This is a genomic window from Halobiforma nitratireducens JCM 10879 (assembly GCF_000337895.1).
GTDB lineage: Archaea > Halobacteriota > Halobacteria > Halobacteriales > Natrialbaceae > Natronobacterium > Natronobacterium nitratireducens.
Map to the genome: position 1 here is coordinate 1 of NZ_AOMA01000002.1, position 17397 is coordinate 17397.

At 60.9% G+C, this 17397-nt stretch carries 12 protein-coding genes; 3 read left to right on the top strand and 9 right to left on the bottom strand.

Annotation, left to right across the window (positions count from 1 at the left end):
• The first annotated feature begins 172 nt into the window (after window positions 1-172).
• The 3 genes from C446_RS00020 to C446_RS00030 all read left to right on the top strand — a co-directional run bounded on the left by C446_RS00020 (window position 173) and on the right by C446_RS00030 (window position 6185).
• Complete coding sequence (locus tag C446_RS00020; RefSeq protein ID WP_006670982.1) at window positions 173-2518, top strand: amino acid permease; 2346 nt, start codon at window positions 173-175, stop codon at window positions 2516-2518.
• Between the two features lie 512 nt (window positions 2519-3030).
• Window positions 3031-5481, top strand: a complete 2451-nt coding sequence (locus tag C446_RS00025) for an extracellular solute-binding protein (protein ID WP_006670983.1) — start codon at window positions 3031-3033, stop codon at window positions 5479-5481.
• A gap of 167 nt (window positions 5482-5648) precedes the next feature.
• Complete coding sequence (locus tag C446_RS00030; protein ID WP_006670984.1) at window positions 5649-6185, top strand: Lrp/AsnC family transcriptional regulator; 537 nt, start codon at window positions 5649-5651, stop codon at window positions 6183-6185.
• A gap of 98 nt (window positions 6186-6283) precedes the next feature.
• Here the strand turns inward: C446_RS00030 and C446_RS00035 are convergent, their stop codons facing one another.
• The 9 genes from C446_RS00035 to C446_RS00075 all read right to left on the bottom strand — a co-directional run bounded on the left by C446_RS00035 (window position 6284) and on the right by C446_RS00075 (window position 17322).
• Window positions 6284-7294, bottom strand: coding sequence for an ABC transporter ATP-binding protein (locus C446_RS00035; RefSeq protein WP_006670985.1), 1011 nt, complete (start codon window positions 7292-7294; stop codon window positions 6284-6286).
• Window positions 7287-8453, bottom strand: a complete 1167-nt coding sequence (locus C446_RS00040) for an ABC transporter ATP-binding protein (protein ID WP_006670986.1) — start codon at window positions 8451-8453, stop codon at window positions 7287-7289. The genes C446_RS00035 and C446_RS00040 overlap by 8 nt, the downstream gene beginning before the upstream one ends.
• A gap of 1 nt (window position 8454) precedes the next feature.
• Entirely contained in the window at window positions 8455-9360 is a 906-nt protein-coding gene (locus C446_RS00045) for an ABC transporter permease (protein ID WP_006670987.1), read from the bottom strand.
• Window positions 9357-10376 carry an ABC transporter permease gene (locus C446_RS00050; protein ID WP_006670988.1) on the bottom strand — a complete coding sequence of 340 codons (1020 nt, stop codon included), beginning with the start codon at window positions 10374-10376 and terminating at the stop codon, window positions 9357-9359. The genes C446_RS00045 and C446_RS00050 overlap by 4 nt, the downstream gene beginning before the upstream one ends.
• A gap of 29 nt (window positions 10377-10405) precedes the next feature.
• The gene (locus C446_RS00055; protein WP_006670989.1) at window positions 10406-12040 is read right to left on the bottom strand and encodes an ABC transporter substrate-binding protein; all 1635 of its coding nucleotides are present in this window, start codon (window positions 12038-12040) and stop codon (window positions 10406-10408) included.
• Between the two features lie 118 nt (window positions 12041-12158).
• Window positions 12159-12953: an aspartate/glutamate racemase family protein gene (locus tag C446_RS00060; protein WP_006670990.1), complete on the bottom strand. Its 795-nt coding sequence runs from the start codon at window positions 12951-12953 to the stop codon at window positions 12159-12161.
• Window positions 12954-12957: 4 nt separating this feature from the next.
• A complete protein-coding gene (locus C446_RS00065; RefSeq protein WP_006670991.1) occupies window positions 12958-14718 on the bottom strand; it encodes a hydantoinase B/oxoprolinase family protein in 1761 nt (586 codons plus the stop codon).
• Window positions 14715-16772, bottom strand: coding sequence for a hydantoinase/oxoprolinase family protein (locus C446_RS00070; RefSeq protein WP_006670992.1), 2058 nt, complete (start codon window positions 16770-16772; stop codon window positions 14715-14717). Before C446_RS00070 ends, C446_RS00065 begins: the two co-directional genes overlap by 4 nt.
• A 217-nt stretch (window positions 16773-16989) precedes the next feature.
• Complete coding sequence (locus C446_RS00075; protein WP_006670993.1) at window positions 16990-17322, bottom strand: cupin domain-containing protein; 333 nt, start codon at window positions 17320-17322, stop codon at window positions 16990-16992.
• Window positions 17323-17397 lie beyond the last annotated feature (75 nt).

Here is a 17397-nt window from a genome sequence, read left to right on the forward strand (position 1 = left end):
GAGGCACCCGCGCTCGAACGGCAAACAAATCAGTTAAGGGGAAGGTGCCGCTTCGATTCGGTACGTGGACGGAACCGTGAGTCAATGATCTATACTTCCACCAATTACGAGCAATAAAAATGACACATAACGTAATTCTCTCTCGCTCCTTGAGTCGAACGGGAGGGATAAGATGAGTGACGAAGAACTCGCCAAGGACCTCGGGCTAATCTCGGCACTGGCGGTCGGTATCGGGACGATGATCGGTGCGGGCATCTTCGTCCTACCTGGCATCGCTGCCCAGGAGGCGGGTCCAGCCGTCGTCATCTCGTTTATCATCGGCGGGCTGATAGCCATGATCAACGCGTTCTCGGTGAGCGAACTCGGGACGGCGATGCCCAAGGCCGGCGGCGCGTACTACTACATCAACCGCGCCCTGGGGCCGCTGTTCGGTTCGATCTCGGGGATGGGCGACTGGATCGGACTCGCCTTCGCGAGCGCGTTCTACGCCATCGGGTTCGGCGGCTACCTGGCCGATCTGCTCGACGGAGTGGTGGTCCCGATCCCGGGAGTCGGTGAACTCGCACTCCTCCCGACGATCGCGATCGGCTCGTTCGTCCTCACTGAGGTCCAGATCGGAGCCGTGCTTGCAGGAGTCGTCTTCGTCGGCGTCAACTATATGGGCGCAAAAGAGACCGGTGGCATTCAGACCGCTATCGTCACACTTCTGCTTGGCATCCTCACCATCTTTGCCATCGTCGGCTTCTTCTCGTTCGACTGGGGCACCGTCACCGTCGACGGCAGCTACACGCCCGAAGGAACCGGGGCTATTCTCCCCGGTGCGGCGCTCGTGTTCGTCTCCTACCTCGGCTACGCGAAGATCGCGACGATCGGCGAGGAACTCAAGACCCCCGGCCGCAACCTCCCGATCGCGATCATCGGCAGCGTCGGGATCGTGATGGTAATCTACACGATCATCGTCGGCCTCCTGATGGGCCTGATCCCACACGAGGCGTTCTCCCTCGATACCGTCGAGGAAGCACCGATGTCCTACGCCGCCGAGATCGTCTTCGACTACGCGTTCACGGTCGCCGGCCTCGAGATCTCCCTTCTCGGCGTCGGCGTGACCTCGATCAGCGTCGGCGCACTGCTCGCGACGGCCTCGAGTGCGAACGCCTCTATTCTGGCGTCAGCCCGGATCAACTTCGCGATGGGCCGAGACAAGATCGTCTCGGACAAACTCAACGCGATCCACCCCCGGTTCGCAACGCCGTACCGCTCGATCGCGATCACCGGTGCGATGATCATCGTCTTCATCGTCGCGCTCGGCGAGACCGTCGAAATCCTCTCGAGTGCGGCCAGCATCCTTCATCTGGTCGTCTACGCGCTAATCAACGCCTCGTTGATCGTCTTCCGCGAGACGAACCCGCCGGAGTACGACCCGGACTTCGAGGTACCGTTCTACCCGTACCTGCCGATCTCAGGGTTCGTCCTCTCGCTTGCACTGATCTATTTCATGGACAACCTCGCGACCGCGATCGCCGGCGCGTTCGTCGTCTTTGCGATCGCCTGGTACTTCTGGTACGCCCGCACCGAGACCGAACTCGAGGGCATTCTCGGGTCGTACGTTCTCGACCGCTCGAGCGAGATGCCGGACGTGGCCGTGACCGCGGCCAACGCCGTGCGGCCGTCCGGCGGCGACGAGCATACGGTCGTCGTCCCGGTGTCGAACCCGCGAACTGAATCGAACCTGCTTTCGCTTGCAAGCGTCGTCGCCAAGGCAAACGACGGTGTCGTCAAAGCAGTCCACATCGTTGAGGTACCCGACCAGACACCCCTACAGGAAGGGTCCGAGCACGTCAAGCGGATCGACGAGGAGTCCCAGAAACTCATGGAACAGGTCCGAGAGAGCACCGAGACGCTGGACGTCCCCGTCGAGGTGACGACAGTCGCCTCCCATCGCGGCTTCGAGCAAATCTTCGACCTCGCTCGTCAGGAACGGGCCGATACCGTCGTCATGGGCTGGGGGCCCGGTCGACCGTGGTCGGCTGGCCGCGCCGAAGGACCGATCGACGAACTCACACACGACCTGCCCTGTGACTTCCTCGTGTTCAACGACGAGGGCCTCGAGACCGACCGGGTGCTCGTCCCGACTGCCGGCGGTCCCGACTCCGATCTCAGCGCCGAAATCGCACGAGACATGCGCGATCAGCTCGGCTCCGAGATCACCCTGTTGCACGTCGTCGATGACGAGAGCGAGCGCGAATCCGGGGAGGCGTTCCTCACCGAGTGGGCCGGGGAACACGACCTCGCTGAGGCCGATATCCGGATCGACGCGTCCGGAGACGTAGAGAGTGCGATCGCTGCGGGTGCCCAAGACCACTCGCTGATCGTCATCGGTGCGACCGAGCGCGGCCTCCTCTCGCGGCTCCTGCGAGGCTCACTCGCCTACGACGTGGTCACGGAGGTCGACCAATCTGTACTGCTGGCCGAGCGGCCAACGAGTCGCTCGCTGCGCGAACGGCTGTTCGGTCGGTAGTCGAAGTCGGCGACTGACGCCCCTGTCAAGTCCTCGATTCCGACTGAGTGTCGGGACACTCTATTGGATTTTCTGTCTTTGTGAATAGAGGGCGCGAATGTCCCACGGATTCGGTCTGTGAAGTAGTGGTCGGTTAGCGCTTCAGAACGGTCGTGTCTGGAAGGTACAATTGATCAGAACAGCGTAGTGAGTACTGCACAGTGTGATCTCGTAGTTCGAGAACGTCACGACAACTGTTGAGTCAGGGGTTCTACGCCGACCGACTGTAGACCGAGCCGAGGTCTGCATTCCGGACGAAAAAGAACCGACATATTTGGTGATTATGACCCAGTATAGATATGTTGTGTTGGTGGGCCGGAAACAGGTAGATAGCTACACAAGCCACTTACGACGATCGAAGAGCGGCCGAATAATAGCTCGTAGCATGCCTATATATAAATAAACTATATATTTGTGTGAAAGAGAATATAATTACCTTCAACTATTTCATCTTCGGTCGTCGAGTACGAGCCATGAGTCTGGATGGCGATCGGAGTGGGGAAAGCGACAGTGGGGCCGTACCGGCGGACGACGGCGAGGACCAATCAGCACGCTCGCCCGACGACGCCGCCGAACCAGGGGTTTCCGACGATATCGACGACAACCTCGAGCGGATTCGGGAAACGATCGGACGGTGTGCCGACGGTGACCTGACGGTTCGATTAGACGAAGACGCCGACGACGAGCGCATCGCCGCAATCGCGTCGGAGTTCAACCGACTCATCCGTACGTTCTCCGAGACGATCGAGGACGTCGACGAGTTCGGCGACCAGGTGATCGGTGCCAGCGATCACGTCGAGTCCCGCGTCAACGAGGTGAAAGCTACGAGTAAGGATGTCAGTGCGTCGGTTTCACACATTGCTGACGGCACCACCGATCAGCGTGACCGCATCGATGCGGCCAGCCAGGAACTCCAGTCAGTGTCGGCCGCAACGGAAGAAGTCGCGAGTTCTGCGGAGGAAGCCGCAGCGACCGCTCAGACCGTCGCTGATCGGGGACGGGACGGACACGACGCGGCGACGACCGCACTCGAGGAACTGGACACCGTCGAGCAGCAGACTGACCGTGCTCGCGAGTCCGTCCAGCGGCTAGAGGACCGCATCGCCGAGGTCGAAGACGTGGTCGAGTTGATCGCCGATATCGCCGACGAGACGAACCTGCTCGCGTTGAACGCCTCGATCCAGGCCGCCCGCGCCGGTGAAGACGGTACGGGGTTCGCCGTCGTCGCCAACGAGGTCAAGACTCTCGCCGAGGAAGCCGACGACGCAACTGGCGACATCGAAGACGCGATCGAAGAGATCAGAGCCGAAACGGACGAGACCGTCGCCGAGATCGAGGAGATGCACGACCGGGTCACCACCGGTGTCGAGACCGCCGAAGAGGCCCTCGAGGCCTTTACCGATCTCGTCGACGACGTCGAGGAGACGACCGTCGCAGTCGAGGAAATCTCCGACGCGACCGACGACCAGGCGGCCTCGCTCGAGGAGATCGCTACGATGGTCGAAGAGGTGGCCGATGTCGCTGCCACTACCGCTACCGAGACGGAAGAGGTGACAGTCGCGGCGCGGGAACAGACGACATCGCTGACGGAAGTCGCAGCAAGCGTCTCTTCGCTCGAAGAACGCGCGACCGCGATCGATTCCGTGCTCGACCGGTACGACACCAGCAGAGCCCGGACCGACGACGACGCCACCGTCCTCGAGTTCTGGCACGCGATGAGCGGCGAGAAGGGGCTGCTCGTCGACGATCTCGTCTCGGAGTTCGAACAGCAGGCGGACGGAATCCGGATCGAGACTCGCTCGAAGGGAAGTTACCGGGGGACGTTCGACTCGACGCTCTCGGCGATCGAACGTGGCTCGCCGCCGACGATCGCTCAGTTGTACGAGATCGGGACCAAACGCGCCTTAGACAGCGACAGCTTCGTTCCTCTCGAGCAGGTTCTGCCTCGCCATGCGCTGTCGGTCGAGGAGTTACTCGATCCCGTCCTCGAGTACTACCGGACCGACGGCCAACTGTACTCGATGCCGTTTAACTCGTCGACGCCGGTGTTGTACTACAACCGGGACGCGTTCGATCGGGCCGGAGTTCGCCGGAACAGGACACCGGAGACCTTCGACGAAGTACGCGAGGTGTCCGAACGCCTAGTCGAGGCGGGCGTTACGGACGTGGGGATCACTTTCGCGAACTACTCGTGGTTCGTCGAACAGTGGTTCGCCGAACAGAACCAGCCGCTGGTCGACGCGAAAAACGGCCGCGACGGCACACCGACCGAGGCCTACTTCGACAGCGAGGCCGGCCGGACGATCTACGATTGGATTACCGGTCTCGAGGGTGACGGCCTCTATCACAACCCCGGGATCGAAGCTCGTGGCCAGGCCCGAGAGGTGTTTCACGCCGGTGAGGCGGGGATGTTGATCGACTCCACGTCGTCGCTGACATCGGTCGTCGAAGGTGCCGACTTCGATGTCGGGACGGCCTACTTCCCCGTCCCCGACGAGCGCCACGGGGTCGTCGTCGGCGGCGGCTCGCTGTGGGTCACCGCAGACTCGAGCCGGGCGGAACAGCGCGCGGCCGCCGAGTTCCTCGCCTGGCTCGCCCAGCCCGAACAGCAGGCCCGATGGCATACCGAGACCGGTTACTTCCCGATCCACGAAGGGGCGATCGACCGCCTCGAGCGTGACGGCTGGTTCCGGGAGAACCCCGGCCACGAGACCGCAATCGAGCAACTGCTCGCGTCCGAGAGCACGCCGGCGACCAACGGTGCGCGGATCGGACCGTTCAATACCGTCCGGACTCTGGTCGCCGACGCCTACGCAGACCTCATCCCCGAGTTCGGTGTCGAGGAGGGACTCGAGCGGCTCAACGAACAGGTCGAACTCCAACTCCAGCGCTACCGCGACGAGCAACGCGTCGGGAATCGGTGAGACGGATTCCGGCCCCGATCGTCGGGGAGGGTCGTCTCTCTCGTGATTGGCGGTGAGATCACGGGTCGGGGGCCACGAGGCAGTAGATCGCCCGACCGTCCTCCCGAGACAGCGTGTTGGGTCATCGGCGGAGACTTTAGTTCCTGACTGTACAATCAGCACGTACTATGCCAGACGATGCACGTTCCGAGTGCGAGAACAGGGATCTCGACGACACTGATATCGGGGATCTAGTCGCAGATAATTTGGATAGTATCGATTATGATATTTACCGCATCCTGAACGAAGACGGTCGGATATCGGATACGGAACTCGGTGAGCGAGTCGACCTTTCCCGGACCGCCGTTCGACGCCGTCGGAAGAAGCTACAGGAAGAAAACGTCATCAAAATCATCGGAGTGCTCGTTCTCCAGGAAGTCGATCTCAACTACGCAGACGTTCAAGTGAACCTTCGAGCGGATGCGTCCCGAGAATCGATAGACGAGCTCATCGAGTTTCTCGTCGATCAGGAGCTCGTCTACGAGGTAGACGAGTACCTCGGAAGCTCGGATATGCTCGTTCGCGTCTGGCACGAGTCACTGCAGGACATCAAGCGATACGTGAACGAACTGCTACAAGACGAGATCGTCGAGGCGTACGAAATCACACCAGTGACACGGACACACAAGGCGTGGCACAGCGAGATCGACGGCAACGACGAGTAATACGTCCGGGGTCACACGAACCAGCAGTCAGTCCAAGTCCGAACAGCGTGCTGTCCTGCAAGCAGGGTGACCAGCGTGAAATCGATCGAGTCTGGCCGTTAGTCTGTGTCGTCGTGATGTACACATCGACTGGTGTGGTCGGGACCGACATCGACCAGTTCCGGTTCGGTTCGACTACACTCGTCGACTGTCCGGTGACAGCGCGGGTGGAACGAGCAACCGGACGGCGGATCGGACGGGTCCGGTGTCTCTCCCTGAATCGAGATCCGATCCGGCTTGTACGCTGCCTCCGACTCTTCGACGATCGGGATCGCCGAAAGCAACTGCTCCGTGTACGGGTTCTGCGGGTCGTCGAACAGGGACGCTGCAGGCGCTTTCTCCATGAGCTTCCCTAGATACATGACCCCGATACGGTCGGCGATGTTTTTGGTCAAACTCAGATCGTGCGTGATCATGAGATACGACAGTCCGAGGTCGTCCTGTAGCTCCTCGAGGAGCGAGATCACTTTCGCCTGCACGCTGACGTCGAGTGCACTCGTCGGTTCGTCGAGGACGAGCAAGGACGGGTTGAGCGTTAGCGCACGGGCAATTGCGACTCGCTGTTGTTGGCCGCCGGAGAGTTCGCTGGGATAGCGGTAACGGAAGTCCTCGGGAAGATCGACCCGGCGGAGCAACTCGACGACGCGCTCGCGCCGTTGTGCTTTCGTTCCGATGTCGTGGACCGTCATCGGCTCGGCGACGATGTCCTTGATCCGTTTTCTGGGGTTGAGCGACGAGGTCGGGTCCTGATAGACGACCTGAATCTCTCGACGGACCGGCTTGAGTTCCCGTTCGGACAGTGTGCCGATATCCTGTCCGTCGAAGAGAATCGACCCGCCGGTGGGTTCGTGGAGTCGTGCGACCGTCTTGCCGAGCGTCGTCTTCCCACACCCCGACTCACCGACGATGGCGAGCGTCTCGCCGCGGCCGAGTTCGAAGGAGACGCCGTCGACCGCCTTCACCTCACCGACCTTCTTTTTGAGTAGGCCGCCGGTGATCGGATAGTACTTCTCGAGGTTTTGAACCCTGAGGAGCGGGTCGTCCGTTCGATCGTCCGTGGCGTCACTCATTGGCGTCCTCCATGCGTTGGGTCAGTGATTCGATCGACTCGTCCGACTCTCTGGGTCCGGAGGAACGACCATGTGTGGTCCCTGAACCACGGTTCGTATCGGCCTCGGTGGCCGCAATCTCGTTTGCCGCTGCCGGCGACAGGCCGTCCTCGTAGAGGAGACACGCGACTTCCCGACCGTCGGCCAGTTCGAATCGTGGCGGTCGAGTCACGTCACATTCTCCCGCCACCGCGGCGGGACAGCGTGGATGGAAGCGACAACCCGATGGCGGCTCCGTATAGTTCGGAATGAGCCCTTCGATACCCTCGCGGTCGAACTCGGTTAGTTTCGGGACGCTATCGACGAGCCCACGACTGTACGGATGGAGCGGTTCGTCGAGAATGTCTTCACAGCTTCCGACCTCGGCGATCTCACCGGCGTACATCACGTAAATTCGGTCGGCGATACGTCGTGCGACGCCGAGGTTGTGGGTGATATACAGCATCGAGAGGTCCTCTCGCTTGACCTGCTCGCTCAGTAGATCGAGGATTTGGTCCTGGACGGTCACGTCGAGTGCCGTCGTCGGCTCGTCCGCGATGAGAAACTCCGGCTCCCCGAGCATCGCCATCGCGATCAGGACGCGCTGGCGCATCCCGCCCGAGAGCTCGATCGGATACCGGTCGAGGATTCCTTCCGGGTCGGGAATTTGGAGCCGATCGAGCAACTCGATGCACCGGTCGTGCATGTCCGCTTCGGAGACATCACGGCGGCCGACGATGTTGCGGAAAATCTCGAGCCAGCCGACGTTCGTCTTGTTCTGATACGTCATCACGTCTCTCATCATTTCACCGACGGTAAACACCGGTGAGAGGCTCGTCATCGGGTCCTGGAAGATCATTCCGAGCGATTCGGTCTTGACCCGTTCGTGTGCCGTCTCGTCACCGAGGAGTTCTTCATCGCGGTAGTAGAGCTCCCCGTTGACGATCTCGCCGGGCGGTTGTGGTAGCATTCCCATCACTGTCTCCGCGGTGACGCTTTTCCCACAGCCGGACTCGCCGACGATGGCGACCGTCTCACCTTCTTCGACGGTGAGATCGACGCCGTTGATGACTTCGGCACGCCCGTCGAAGGTGTTGAAGTGAACCTCGAGATCACGAAGCTCGAGTATCGGGTCGGTCATATTAGTCCACCTCCACGTCGAGGACGTCCCGGAGGCCATCGCCGAGGAGGTTGAATCCGAGGACGGCGAGGAAGATTGCGAGTCCAGGGAACGTCGAGTACCACCACTGTGCTGGGAGATATGCGCGGCCTTCGGCGATCATCGTTCCCCACTCGGGCGTCGGCGGCTGTGCGCCGAGTCCGAGAAAGCCGAGTCCGGCACCGATCAGAATGGCATAGCCCATGTCGAGACTGAACTTGACCGTAATCGGAGCCATGACGTTGGGAAGAATCTCGCGGAAGATGATCCGGAGCCGGCTCGCACCGATACCGCGGCTCGCTTCGACGAACTGTTCTTCTCGGACCGATACCACCTCGCCATAGACGAGTCTCGCGTACCACGGCCACCAGACGACCGCGATCGCGATCATCGCGTTTCGCAAACTCGGCTGCAGCGGCACCGCGACTGCAAGCGCCAGGACCAGCGGTGGCACCGAGAGGAAAACGTCCGTCAACCGCATCAGTGCCTGTCCGACGAACCCGCCCACGTAACCGGCAACGAGTCCGACGGGAACACCGATACCGATCGCAAACGTCAGGACGAACAGTCCCAGAGCGAGGGAGTACCGAGTCCCGAAGATCACCCTAGAGAGGATGTCCCTGCCGGCTTGATCCGTCCCGAACGGGTGAGCGAGGCTCGGCTCCGCGAACCGGTTCGCGAAGTCGACTGCTGGTTCGCCCATGTAGCCGGCGTCCTGCGGGTGACGTGCGATGTACGGTGCGAAGATCGCAACGAAGACGAGTCCACCGATGATCCCGAGTCCAACGAGTGAGAGCGGATTCTGTCGGAATCGGTACGCGATCCGTCGTGCACTCTCCTTGCGGTTCTCCATCGCCTCCGACTGAACCCAGTTCGTGAGTGAACTCATTCTTCGTCACCTCCGTACCGCACCCGTGGGTCGAAGTAGCCATAGAGGATGTCGACGACCAGATTCGCGACGATGAAGACGACCCCCACGACGAGTGTCACACCGATGATCGCGTTGATGTCGTTAGCGAGGATCGCGTCGACGCCGTAGCGGGCCATACCGGGCCACGCGAAGACGATCTCGATGAGAAATGCCGACCCGATGAGAAAGCCGTAGTCGAGGGCGATGATCGTCAACGTCGAGGCGAACGACGCCTTCAGCACGTATTTGTATGCGATCAGCTTCCCCGGGATACCGGAGGAGTGCAACGCGTGGACGTAGTCTTTGTTGAACTCCTCGATGAAGCTCGAGCGGGTCATCCGGGCGATATCGGCCATGGGTGCAAGCGCGAGCGTAAACGCCGGTAGCAACAGATGTGCCAGTGCGCTTCGGAACGCCTCGAAATCGGTCGCGACGAGGCTGTCGACCAGCATCAGGCCAGTGATCCGGGGCGGAGCTTCGACGCCGATGCGTCCAGTTGCCGGAAGCAGTCCCAGATGGAACGCAAACAGGAGTTGGAGTAATATCGCTGCCCAGAAGGCAGGCATCGATACGCCGAAAAACGCGAACAGTCGGCTCGCGTTGTCTTCGGCTTCGTCTTTGTTCTGGCCAGCGATGATCCCAAGCGGGATGCCGAGTACGATCGCTATGAGCATCCCGACCGTGATCAGCTCGAACGTGGCAGGGAAAAAATACAGCAGGTCCGCTGCGACGTTGCGGTTCGTCGTCAGCGAAATACCCATATCTCCCTGGAACAGCCCGGCCATGTAATCGAGATACTGGACGACGATCGGATCGTGAAGGCCCATCTCTTCGCGTAGCGACTGTACAGCTTCTTCCGAGGCACGTGGTCCGAGCGCGAGCCGCGCCGGGTCCCCGGGAAGTACGCGGGCCAGCGTAAAAATGAGAATCGAGAGACCGATAAACACGGGTATGCCGGCCAGCGTCCGTCTAATCACGTAGCTTTTGAAACCCATATATCAGAACGTAGCTGTTTCGCGGTCGACTACGATTCCTCGTAGAGACGCCAGAACGCTTTCGAGTAGCCGACGAGTCCGTTGTCGACGTACCCGCCGATGCGTTCATTGACGCCGTACAGCTCCGCTTCGTTGACCAGGAACAACGCGGGTGCCTCTTCGGCGATGATCTCCTGTGCTTCCTCATAGTACTCGGTCCGCTGATCGACGTCGACCTCCGTGCGGGCGTCGTCCAACAGTTGATCGACCTCGTCGTTTTCGTACCAGGCGGCGCTCTCCCAACTGCCGTGGGAACTCGAGTGCCACGCCGGATAGAGGAAGGTGTCCGGGTCCACGTAGGAAAACGAGAGGTAAATCGCGTGCATGTCAGAGGTCGTGTCCTGGCTCGTCGTCATATCCGTGATCCGGGTCCACGGTGCAGCCTCGAGTTCGAGATCGATGCCGAGTTCGTTGAGGTTCGTCTGGAGTAACAGCCCGATGTTTTCGGTAACTGTCAGGCCGGTCACGTAGGTGTAGGTCAGTTCGATATCCTCGGGGTCGTGATCCGACTCGTCTAAGTACTCTTGGGCTTGATCGATATCCTGCTCGTACTGGATGGCGTCGTCGTTGTGCCCCCACATCTCCGCGGGAAGCGGCCCCTGCATCTGATCGGCGTTCCCGAGCAGAATATCGTCGACGATCTGTTGGTAGTCCACGGCATAGGAGATCGCCCGTCGGACGTTCACGTCGTCGAGGGGCTCGCGCTGGGTGTGCATGAAGACGTACAGTGGGGAGAACGTCACCTCGTCGCTGACCCACACGTGATCGAGGTCGTCGAGTTCTTCGTAGGACTCGACGGAGAGCCACTCGTCGGTGATATCGGCCGAGCCATCGCCCATCATTCCGTTGACTGTCCCCTCTTCCGGGACGATCTCGAGCGTGACTTCCTCGAAGGGTTCGCCGGCGGGATCGTCACCCCACCAGTCGTCGGCCCGCTCGAGGACGATTCGCTCTTCGCGCTCGTGTTCGACCAGTTCGTACGGACCGCTGCCGGCGTCGTTTTGCTCGAGCCAGTCTTCGTCGTTCTCCTCTACTTCGGCTTCGTTGACGATGGGGTGGTACGGAAGGGTAAAGAGGAACGGGGCGAACGTTCGTTCGGTCTCGATTTCCACGGTCGTTTCGTCGATTGCAGTGACTCCTTCCGGTTCGATCGTTCCGTCCCACATCCACGACAGGCCGTCCTGCAGTTCCTGCATCCGTTCGAACGAATACGCAACGTCGCTAGCAGTCACCGGATCGCCGTTGTGGAACGTCGCGTCGTCGCGGAGGGTAAATTCGTAGGTCTGTTCGTCGTCACTGACTTCCCAGTCGGTCGCAAGCCCTGCTTCTAGTTGTGGCGGCGAGTCGTCGGTGTAGTTCAGCAACGAATCGTAGACGTTGACGGTGTAGATGTTTTCGAAGTTGTCCGACGCTCGCATCGGGTCGATCGTGGACGGCGAGATCGTCGTTGCGTACACGAGTGAAGCGTCGTCGCTGTCGTCTAGTCCGTTGTCGGTCGTCTCTTCGGGTTCTTCCCCGGAGCAGCCGGCCAGAGCGGTCGTGAATCCGGCCGCGCTCGCGTATCCGATCAGTTGCCGACGCGTAATGTGGCCCCCTTCCCCGTGGTTCTTGCCATCTTTACCCATGGTGCCACTTACCGTATTCCACTGGTATATAACTTTCGCATTATGTAATATATGGTACCCGATTTGGCTCCCAAAACAATGTTCCGGTTACAAAACGGCGAAAGATACTGGAGAAACGTTACTCGGTCGGCTGTTCGTCCCAGACGCCCCGCGTCGGGAAGTCGGCTGGCACTTCCCAGTCGTGAATTTCGGTGGGACGTGGCGATTCGTAGCCGCCAATCTTGCTGTGTGTCCAACCGAGGTCGGCGAGTTCGGCCTGGAGCTCGGCGAATTTGAACGGTGCAACGACAGCGTCGAGGACGGGTACGCCGAGTTCCTCCTGTACCGTTTCGTGGAAACCGTACTCGGCGGTACAGCCCAGAATGACGACCGCTGCACGATCCTCCTCGATCGCAGCGCGTGCGGCTGTGGTCAATCGCTGCCGTGTCCGCTCGGGATCAGCCTGAAAATCGAGGACGCCGAGGTCGACGGGACGGAACGACGCCAATCGGTCGTCGAGTCCGTACCGCGAAATCGTCGCACGCATCTGTGGAATCCACTTGCGCCGTCCTACGACCACCGAGAACGTATCACCCATCGTTGAGGCGAGATGAGTCGTCGCCTGGGCTGGTCCCATCACCGGCATCGAATCGGAAACCTCGCGGGCCTCTTCGAGTCCGAGGTCGTAGAAACAGCCGATGACGGTCGCGTCGTACCCGTCGTTTTCGGCTGCTTTGACTCGATGGAGGACTTCCGGCAGAACGAGCGATTCGTAGTAGTGGTACTCGACGTGATGGGGGCCACGATCGAGACTATCGACGTCGATCTCGGTCCTCTCGCGTTTTGCAGAACACAGCAGCTCTTCGATATCGCCGCGGAACTCGTCGTGTCCAACTGGATCGATCCATTTGATTCGGGTGGTATCGCTGCTCATGGGGCTACTCGGTGGACTCGGTCGATAGTTGCCGGCGTCGCCTCTCGGTCGCTTCGACGTCGAGGTCACCGTCGTCGGTGAGGACGACGCCATACGTCTCCTCCGCTGTTTCGGCCGTGATATAGTCGTCCCGGTAGTCGTCGAGGACACGCTCCGGGTCCCGCTCGAGCGGGTCTCCCCACCCGCCGCCGGCGCTCGTGACGAGCCGGGCGGTTTCTCCGTCCTCGAGGTCGTAGTTCGTCAACTTCCGGTGCCGTTCGGTGGAGCCGTCGTGTTTGACGATCTCGATGTAGTTACCGTCGCCTGGCTGTCCCCCCTCGACTCCCCAGGGAGGGAACTCCGATCGGCCGAACGACGCCGTGATGAACGCACCACTTTCGTTGTACACGTTGTAATCCTGTACCAGCCCCGTGCCACCGCGGAACTCGCCGTGACCGGCTTCCTGGGGAGTGTCTAATGCGAACTGATCGAACAGCAACGGGAATCGCGTCTCCATCACCTCGACGGGCATCTCGAGGGTGTCGCCATCGCCGCTACAGACGAGGACGTCCGCTCCGTCGCGATCGTGGCAGGCACCCCACCCGCCGGGCTGGGGCTCGATGACCAGGAACTCGTCGTCGGTCCGGTCGTCAGTCCCACCGACGATGGTCGCACAGACGCTCGTGAAGTGTCCGGCCGAGAGCTTTTCGGGGAGCTCAGACGCCAGTGCTTTCCACGGGAGGTCAGCAGCCATCGCGGACGATTCCCAGTCGGTACCGATCGGTGCTGGCTTCGTCGCGTTCAGCACAGTTCCCTCCGGAATGATCAACTCCAGTGGCTCGAAGAAGCCGCCGTTGGTCGGCGCGTCGGGGAGCGTGATCGCCTGGAACAGCGCCCGCGCATCGCTGACCGATGCGGCGTACGGGGAGTTGATCGGCCCCTCAGTTTCGGGATCGGTCCCAGTGTAGTCGAACGTCACGCTGTCGTCGGTGATCGTCACCTCGACGGTGACGTACACCGGTTCGTCGGTGATCCCGTCGTCGTCGAGGTAGTCCTCAGCGTGGTAGGTCCCGTTCGGGAGCGACTCGATCTCCTCGAGGACGAGTTCTCGCCCGTACTCGAGCCAGTCGTCGATCGCTCGTTCGAGGGTTTCCTTGCCGTATCTGTCGGCGATCTCCTGGACTCGCTCGACCGCTACCTCCATCGACGCCTCCTGAGCTTGCATGTCGCCGAGAGTCATCTCCGGCATCCGGGTGTTTGCCTCGACGATGTCCCGAACCGCCCTGTTGAGCCTGCCTTCCTCGTACAATTTGACCATCGGGTACTGGATTCCCTCCTGGAAGACACTCGTCGCGTCGGTGGTCCACGAGCCGGGGTCTTTGCCACCGATGTCCGTCCAGTGGGCCTTGGATGCGGCGAACATGACGATCTCCCCGTCGACGAACACCGGTGCGACCATCGCGACGTCGTTGAGGTGTGTCCCGCCGTGATAGTCGTTCAGCAGGACGATATCGCCGGGAAAGAACCCGTCGAGTCCGTACTTTTCGATCGTATCCTCGACACAGAAGTTCAACGTGCCGAGGAACCCCGGAACGCCGTTTGCCTGCGCGACGACGTTTCCGTCGGGGTCGATCAACCCACACGCGTAGTCCAGCGTCTCGTAGATGACGCTGGATTTGGCCGTCCGGCCGAGGTTGATAAACGACTCTTCGGCAGCGCTCTGGAGCGCGTTCGTGATCACTTCCCGCGTAAACGGATCGATGTCGGATTCGGTAGCACTGCTCATTGCTGGCTAATTCGCAAGTTTCCGTATTCGTCGACGCGACACGTCTGATCCGGGTGGACGAGCGTCGTACACGCCGGCTCTTCGACGACCGCCGGTCCATCGAAAGAGACCTCGACCGGAAGCGTCGACCGATCGTAGATCGGCGTCTCGTGGGTCCCTTCAGTACCGAAATCGACGGGCCGCTCCGCTTTGCGTGCCTCCGACAGCCGACCGTCGCGCTCGAGCACGTCGATCGCCGGTTTCGAGACGGCAGCCGTCGCGGTGAGCCGGAGGTTCACGAGCTCGACCGGATCGTCGAGCTGGAAATTGTACGCCTGGTCGTGTCGCAGGTGGAACGTCTCGATCGTCCGCTCGATGGCTGTCCCGGTTATCCGATCCCCGTCGCTCCGGACGGGCGTCTGGACGGTGTGTTCTTGCCCGTCGTACCGGAGGTCGACGCTGTACTCGAGTTCGATATCCTCCCGTGGAACGCCTTCGGCATCGAACGCCTCGCGGGCACGGTCCGCCATCGACGCGAACGCGTCGTCGACGATATCGGCTGCGTCGGGTTCGAACGACCGGACAAGCGTCCGGACGTAATCACGGCGCAGATCGGTCAACAGCATCCCCCAGGCGGAGAACTGCCCAGGTGCCCGTGGCACGATCGTCTCCTTGACGCTCAGTTCCCGGCCTAAGGTCGCAGCGTGTAGCCCGCCAGCCCCACCGCTTGCGACGAGGGCGAACTGTCGTGGGTCGTAGCCACGCTGCAGACTCACCTGTTTCAGGGCGTGTGCCATGTTCGAGTTGACGACCTGGAGCACGCCGTGGGCGGCCTGGCGAACGTCGGTCCCGAACTCGTCGGCGATCGGCTCCAGCGACGCCCGTGCCTGATCGACGTCGAGTTCCATCTCGCCACCGAGAAAATACTCCGGATTGAGTCGGCCAGTCAGGAGGTTCGCGTCGGTGACGGTCGGCTCGGTCCCGCCCCGTCCGTAGCAGGCCGGGCCGGGATCGGCACCCGCGCTCTTCGGGCCGACGTTGATCGATCCTCCCTGGTCGATCCAGGCGATCGAACCGCCGCCCGCACCGATCTCGACGATATCGACGACCGGAACCTGTACTGGATACCCTTCGTCACGGGCGGAACTCTCGAGCCAGTACTCGGTTTCGATGTCGACGTCGCCGTCTTCGATGAGGGACGTCTTGGCGGTAGTTCCGCCCATGTCGAAACTGATCACGTCCGGTTCACCGAGCTGTTCGCCGATCCGGGCAGCGCCGAACACCCCACCGACGGGTCCGCTCTCGACCATCTCGATCGGGCTCTGACGTGCCTGCGAGAAGCTACTCGTTCCGGCGTTGCTCTTCATCACGTAGCGGTTCCCCTCGACGCCGCTTTCCTCGAGGTGGTCCGCGAGAGTCGTCAGGTAGTCGTCCGCGATCGGCCGAACGTAGGAGTTCAACACGGCGGTGTTGGTTCGCTCGTACTCCCGATATTCTTCGGAGAGTTCGTGTGATAGTGTAACGTATGCCTCCGGATACTCGTCGGCGATGAGGTCTCGAGTCCGCTGCTCGTGGTCCGGGTTCGCGTACGCGTTGACGTATGCAACTGCGATCGTCTCGATTCCCCGATCACGGATCTCCGCGGCCGCCTCCCGGACGTCGCTCGGATCGAGTTCCGTGAGGATGTCTCCGGCCTGATCGATCCGTTCGCTGACCTCGAATCTGTCACGTCGAGGGACGAACGGCTCCGGCTTCTCGTACCGGAAGTTGAACATGTCGGGGCGGTTCGCTCGCGTAATGTCGAGTACGTCCCGAAACCCATGGGTCGTAATCAGTGCACAGTCTTCTCCCTCGCGTTCGGTGATCGCGTTGATGACGACCGTCGTTCCGTGGACGAACTGTTCGATGTCGTCCATCGATACGTCGCTTTTCGAAAGGACGTCGACGACACCGTTAGCGTAGTTTTCGGGTGTCGTCGACGCTTTTTCGAGTGACAGCGTGCCGTCGCGGACGGCGACGAAGTCGGTGAACGTACCACCGATATCGACCGCAGCTCGTGTGGTATTCTCACTCACGAAAGAGACACGTTTCGGAATCCATATTAAACTTTCTGCAACCAAATAGACCGAAATTGAGTTATTTTAATCACTGGCGTGGTCTAAATATTTTGCCGGAAGAGAATATAGAACGCGTCGCAACTGTCGGCGAACGATTCGAAGCAAAATCCGGAGTGAGCGGCGTGGGGTCGCAACTCTTCCCAACAGTGAGTTCCCGGAGTCAGTCGCTGTCGGATCAGAGTTCGCCGAGGACCGCGTACACTAACCGGGCTGGCTGCTCACCAGTGTTCTCGCTGTAGTGGAGGGTTCCGGCGGGAATGATCGTCACCGATTCCGATTCGACAGTCCGTCGGTCGCCTTCCGTGACGAGTTCCAACTCACCGGACAAGAGAACCGAGATTTCGTCCCCGTCGTGTTTCGTCGTCCCGTCTTCTGGGACTCGTTCACCCGGTTCGATGACGTAACTTCCGACTTCGCTCTGTGGATCGTCGCTCTCGAACAGCGCAAGCGGTGCGTCGTGGCTGTCGTCCCATACCTCCTCGAGTTGCTGAACGGTAACGTTGCCCATATGTGTACCCTCGTAACACGTCACGTAAACTTTTCGGTCAGAATAGCGGACAATGAGTGTTCGTATACCGGACTT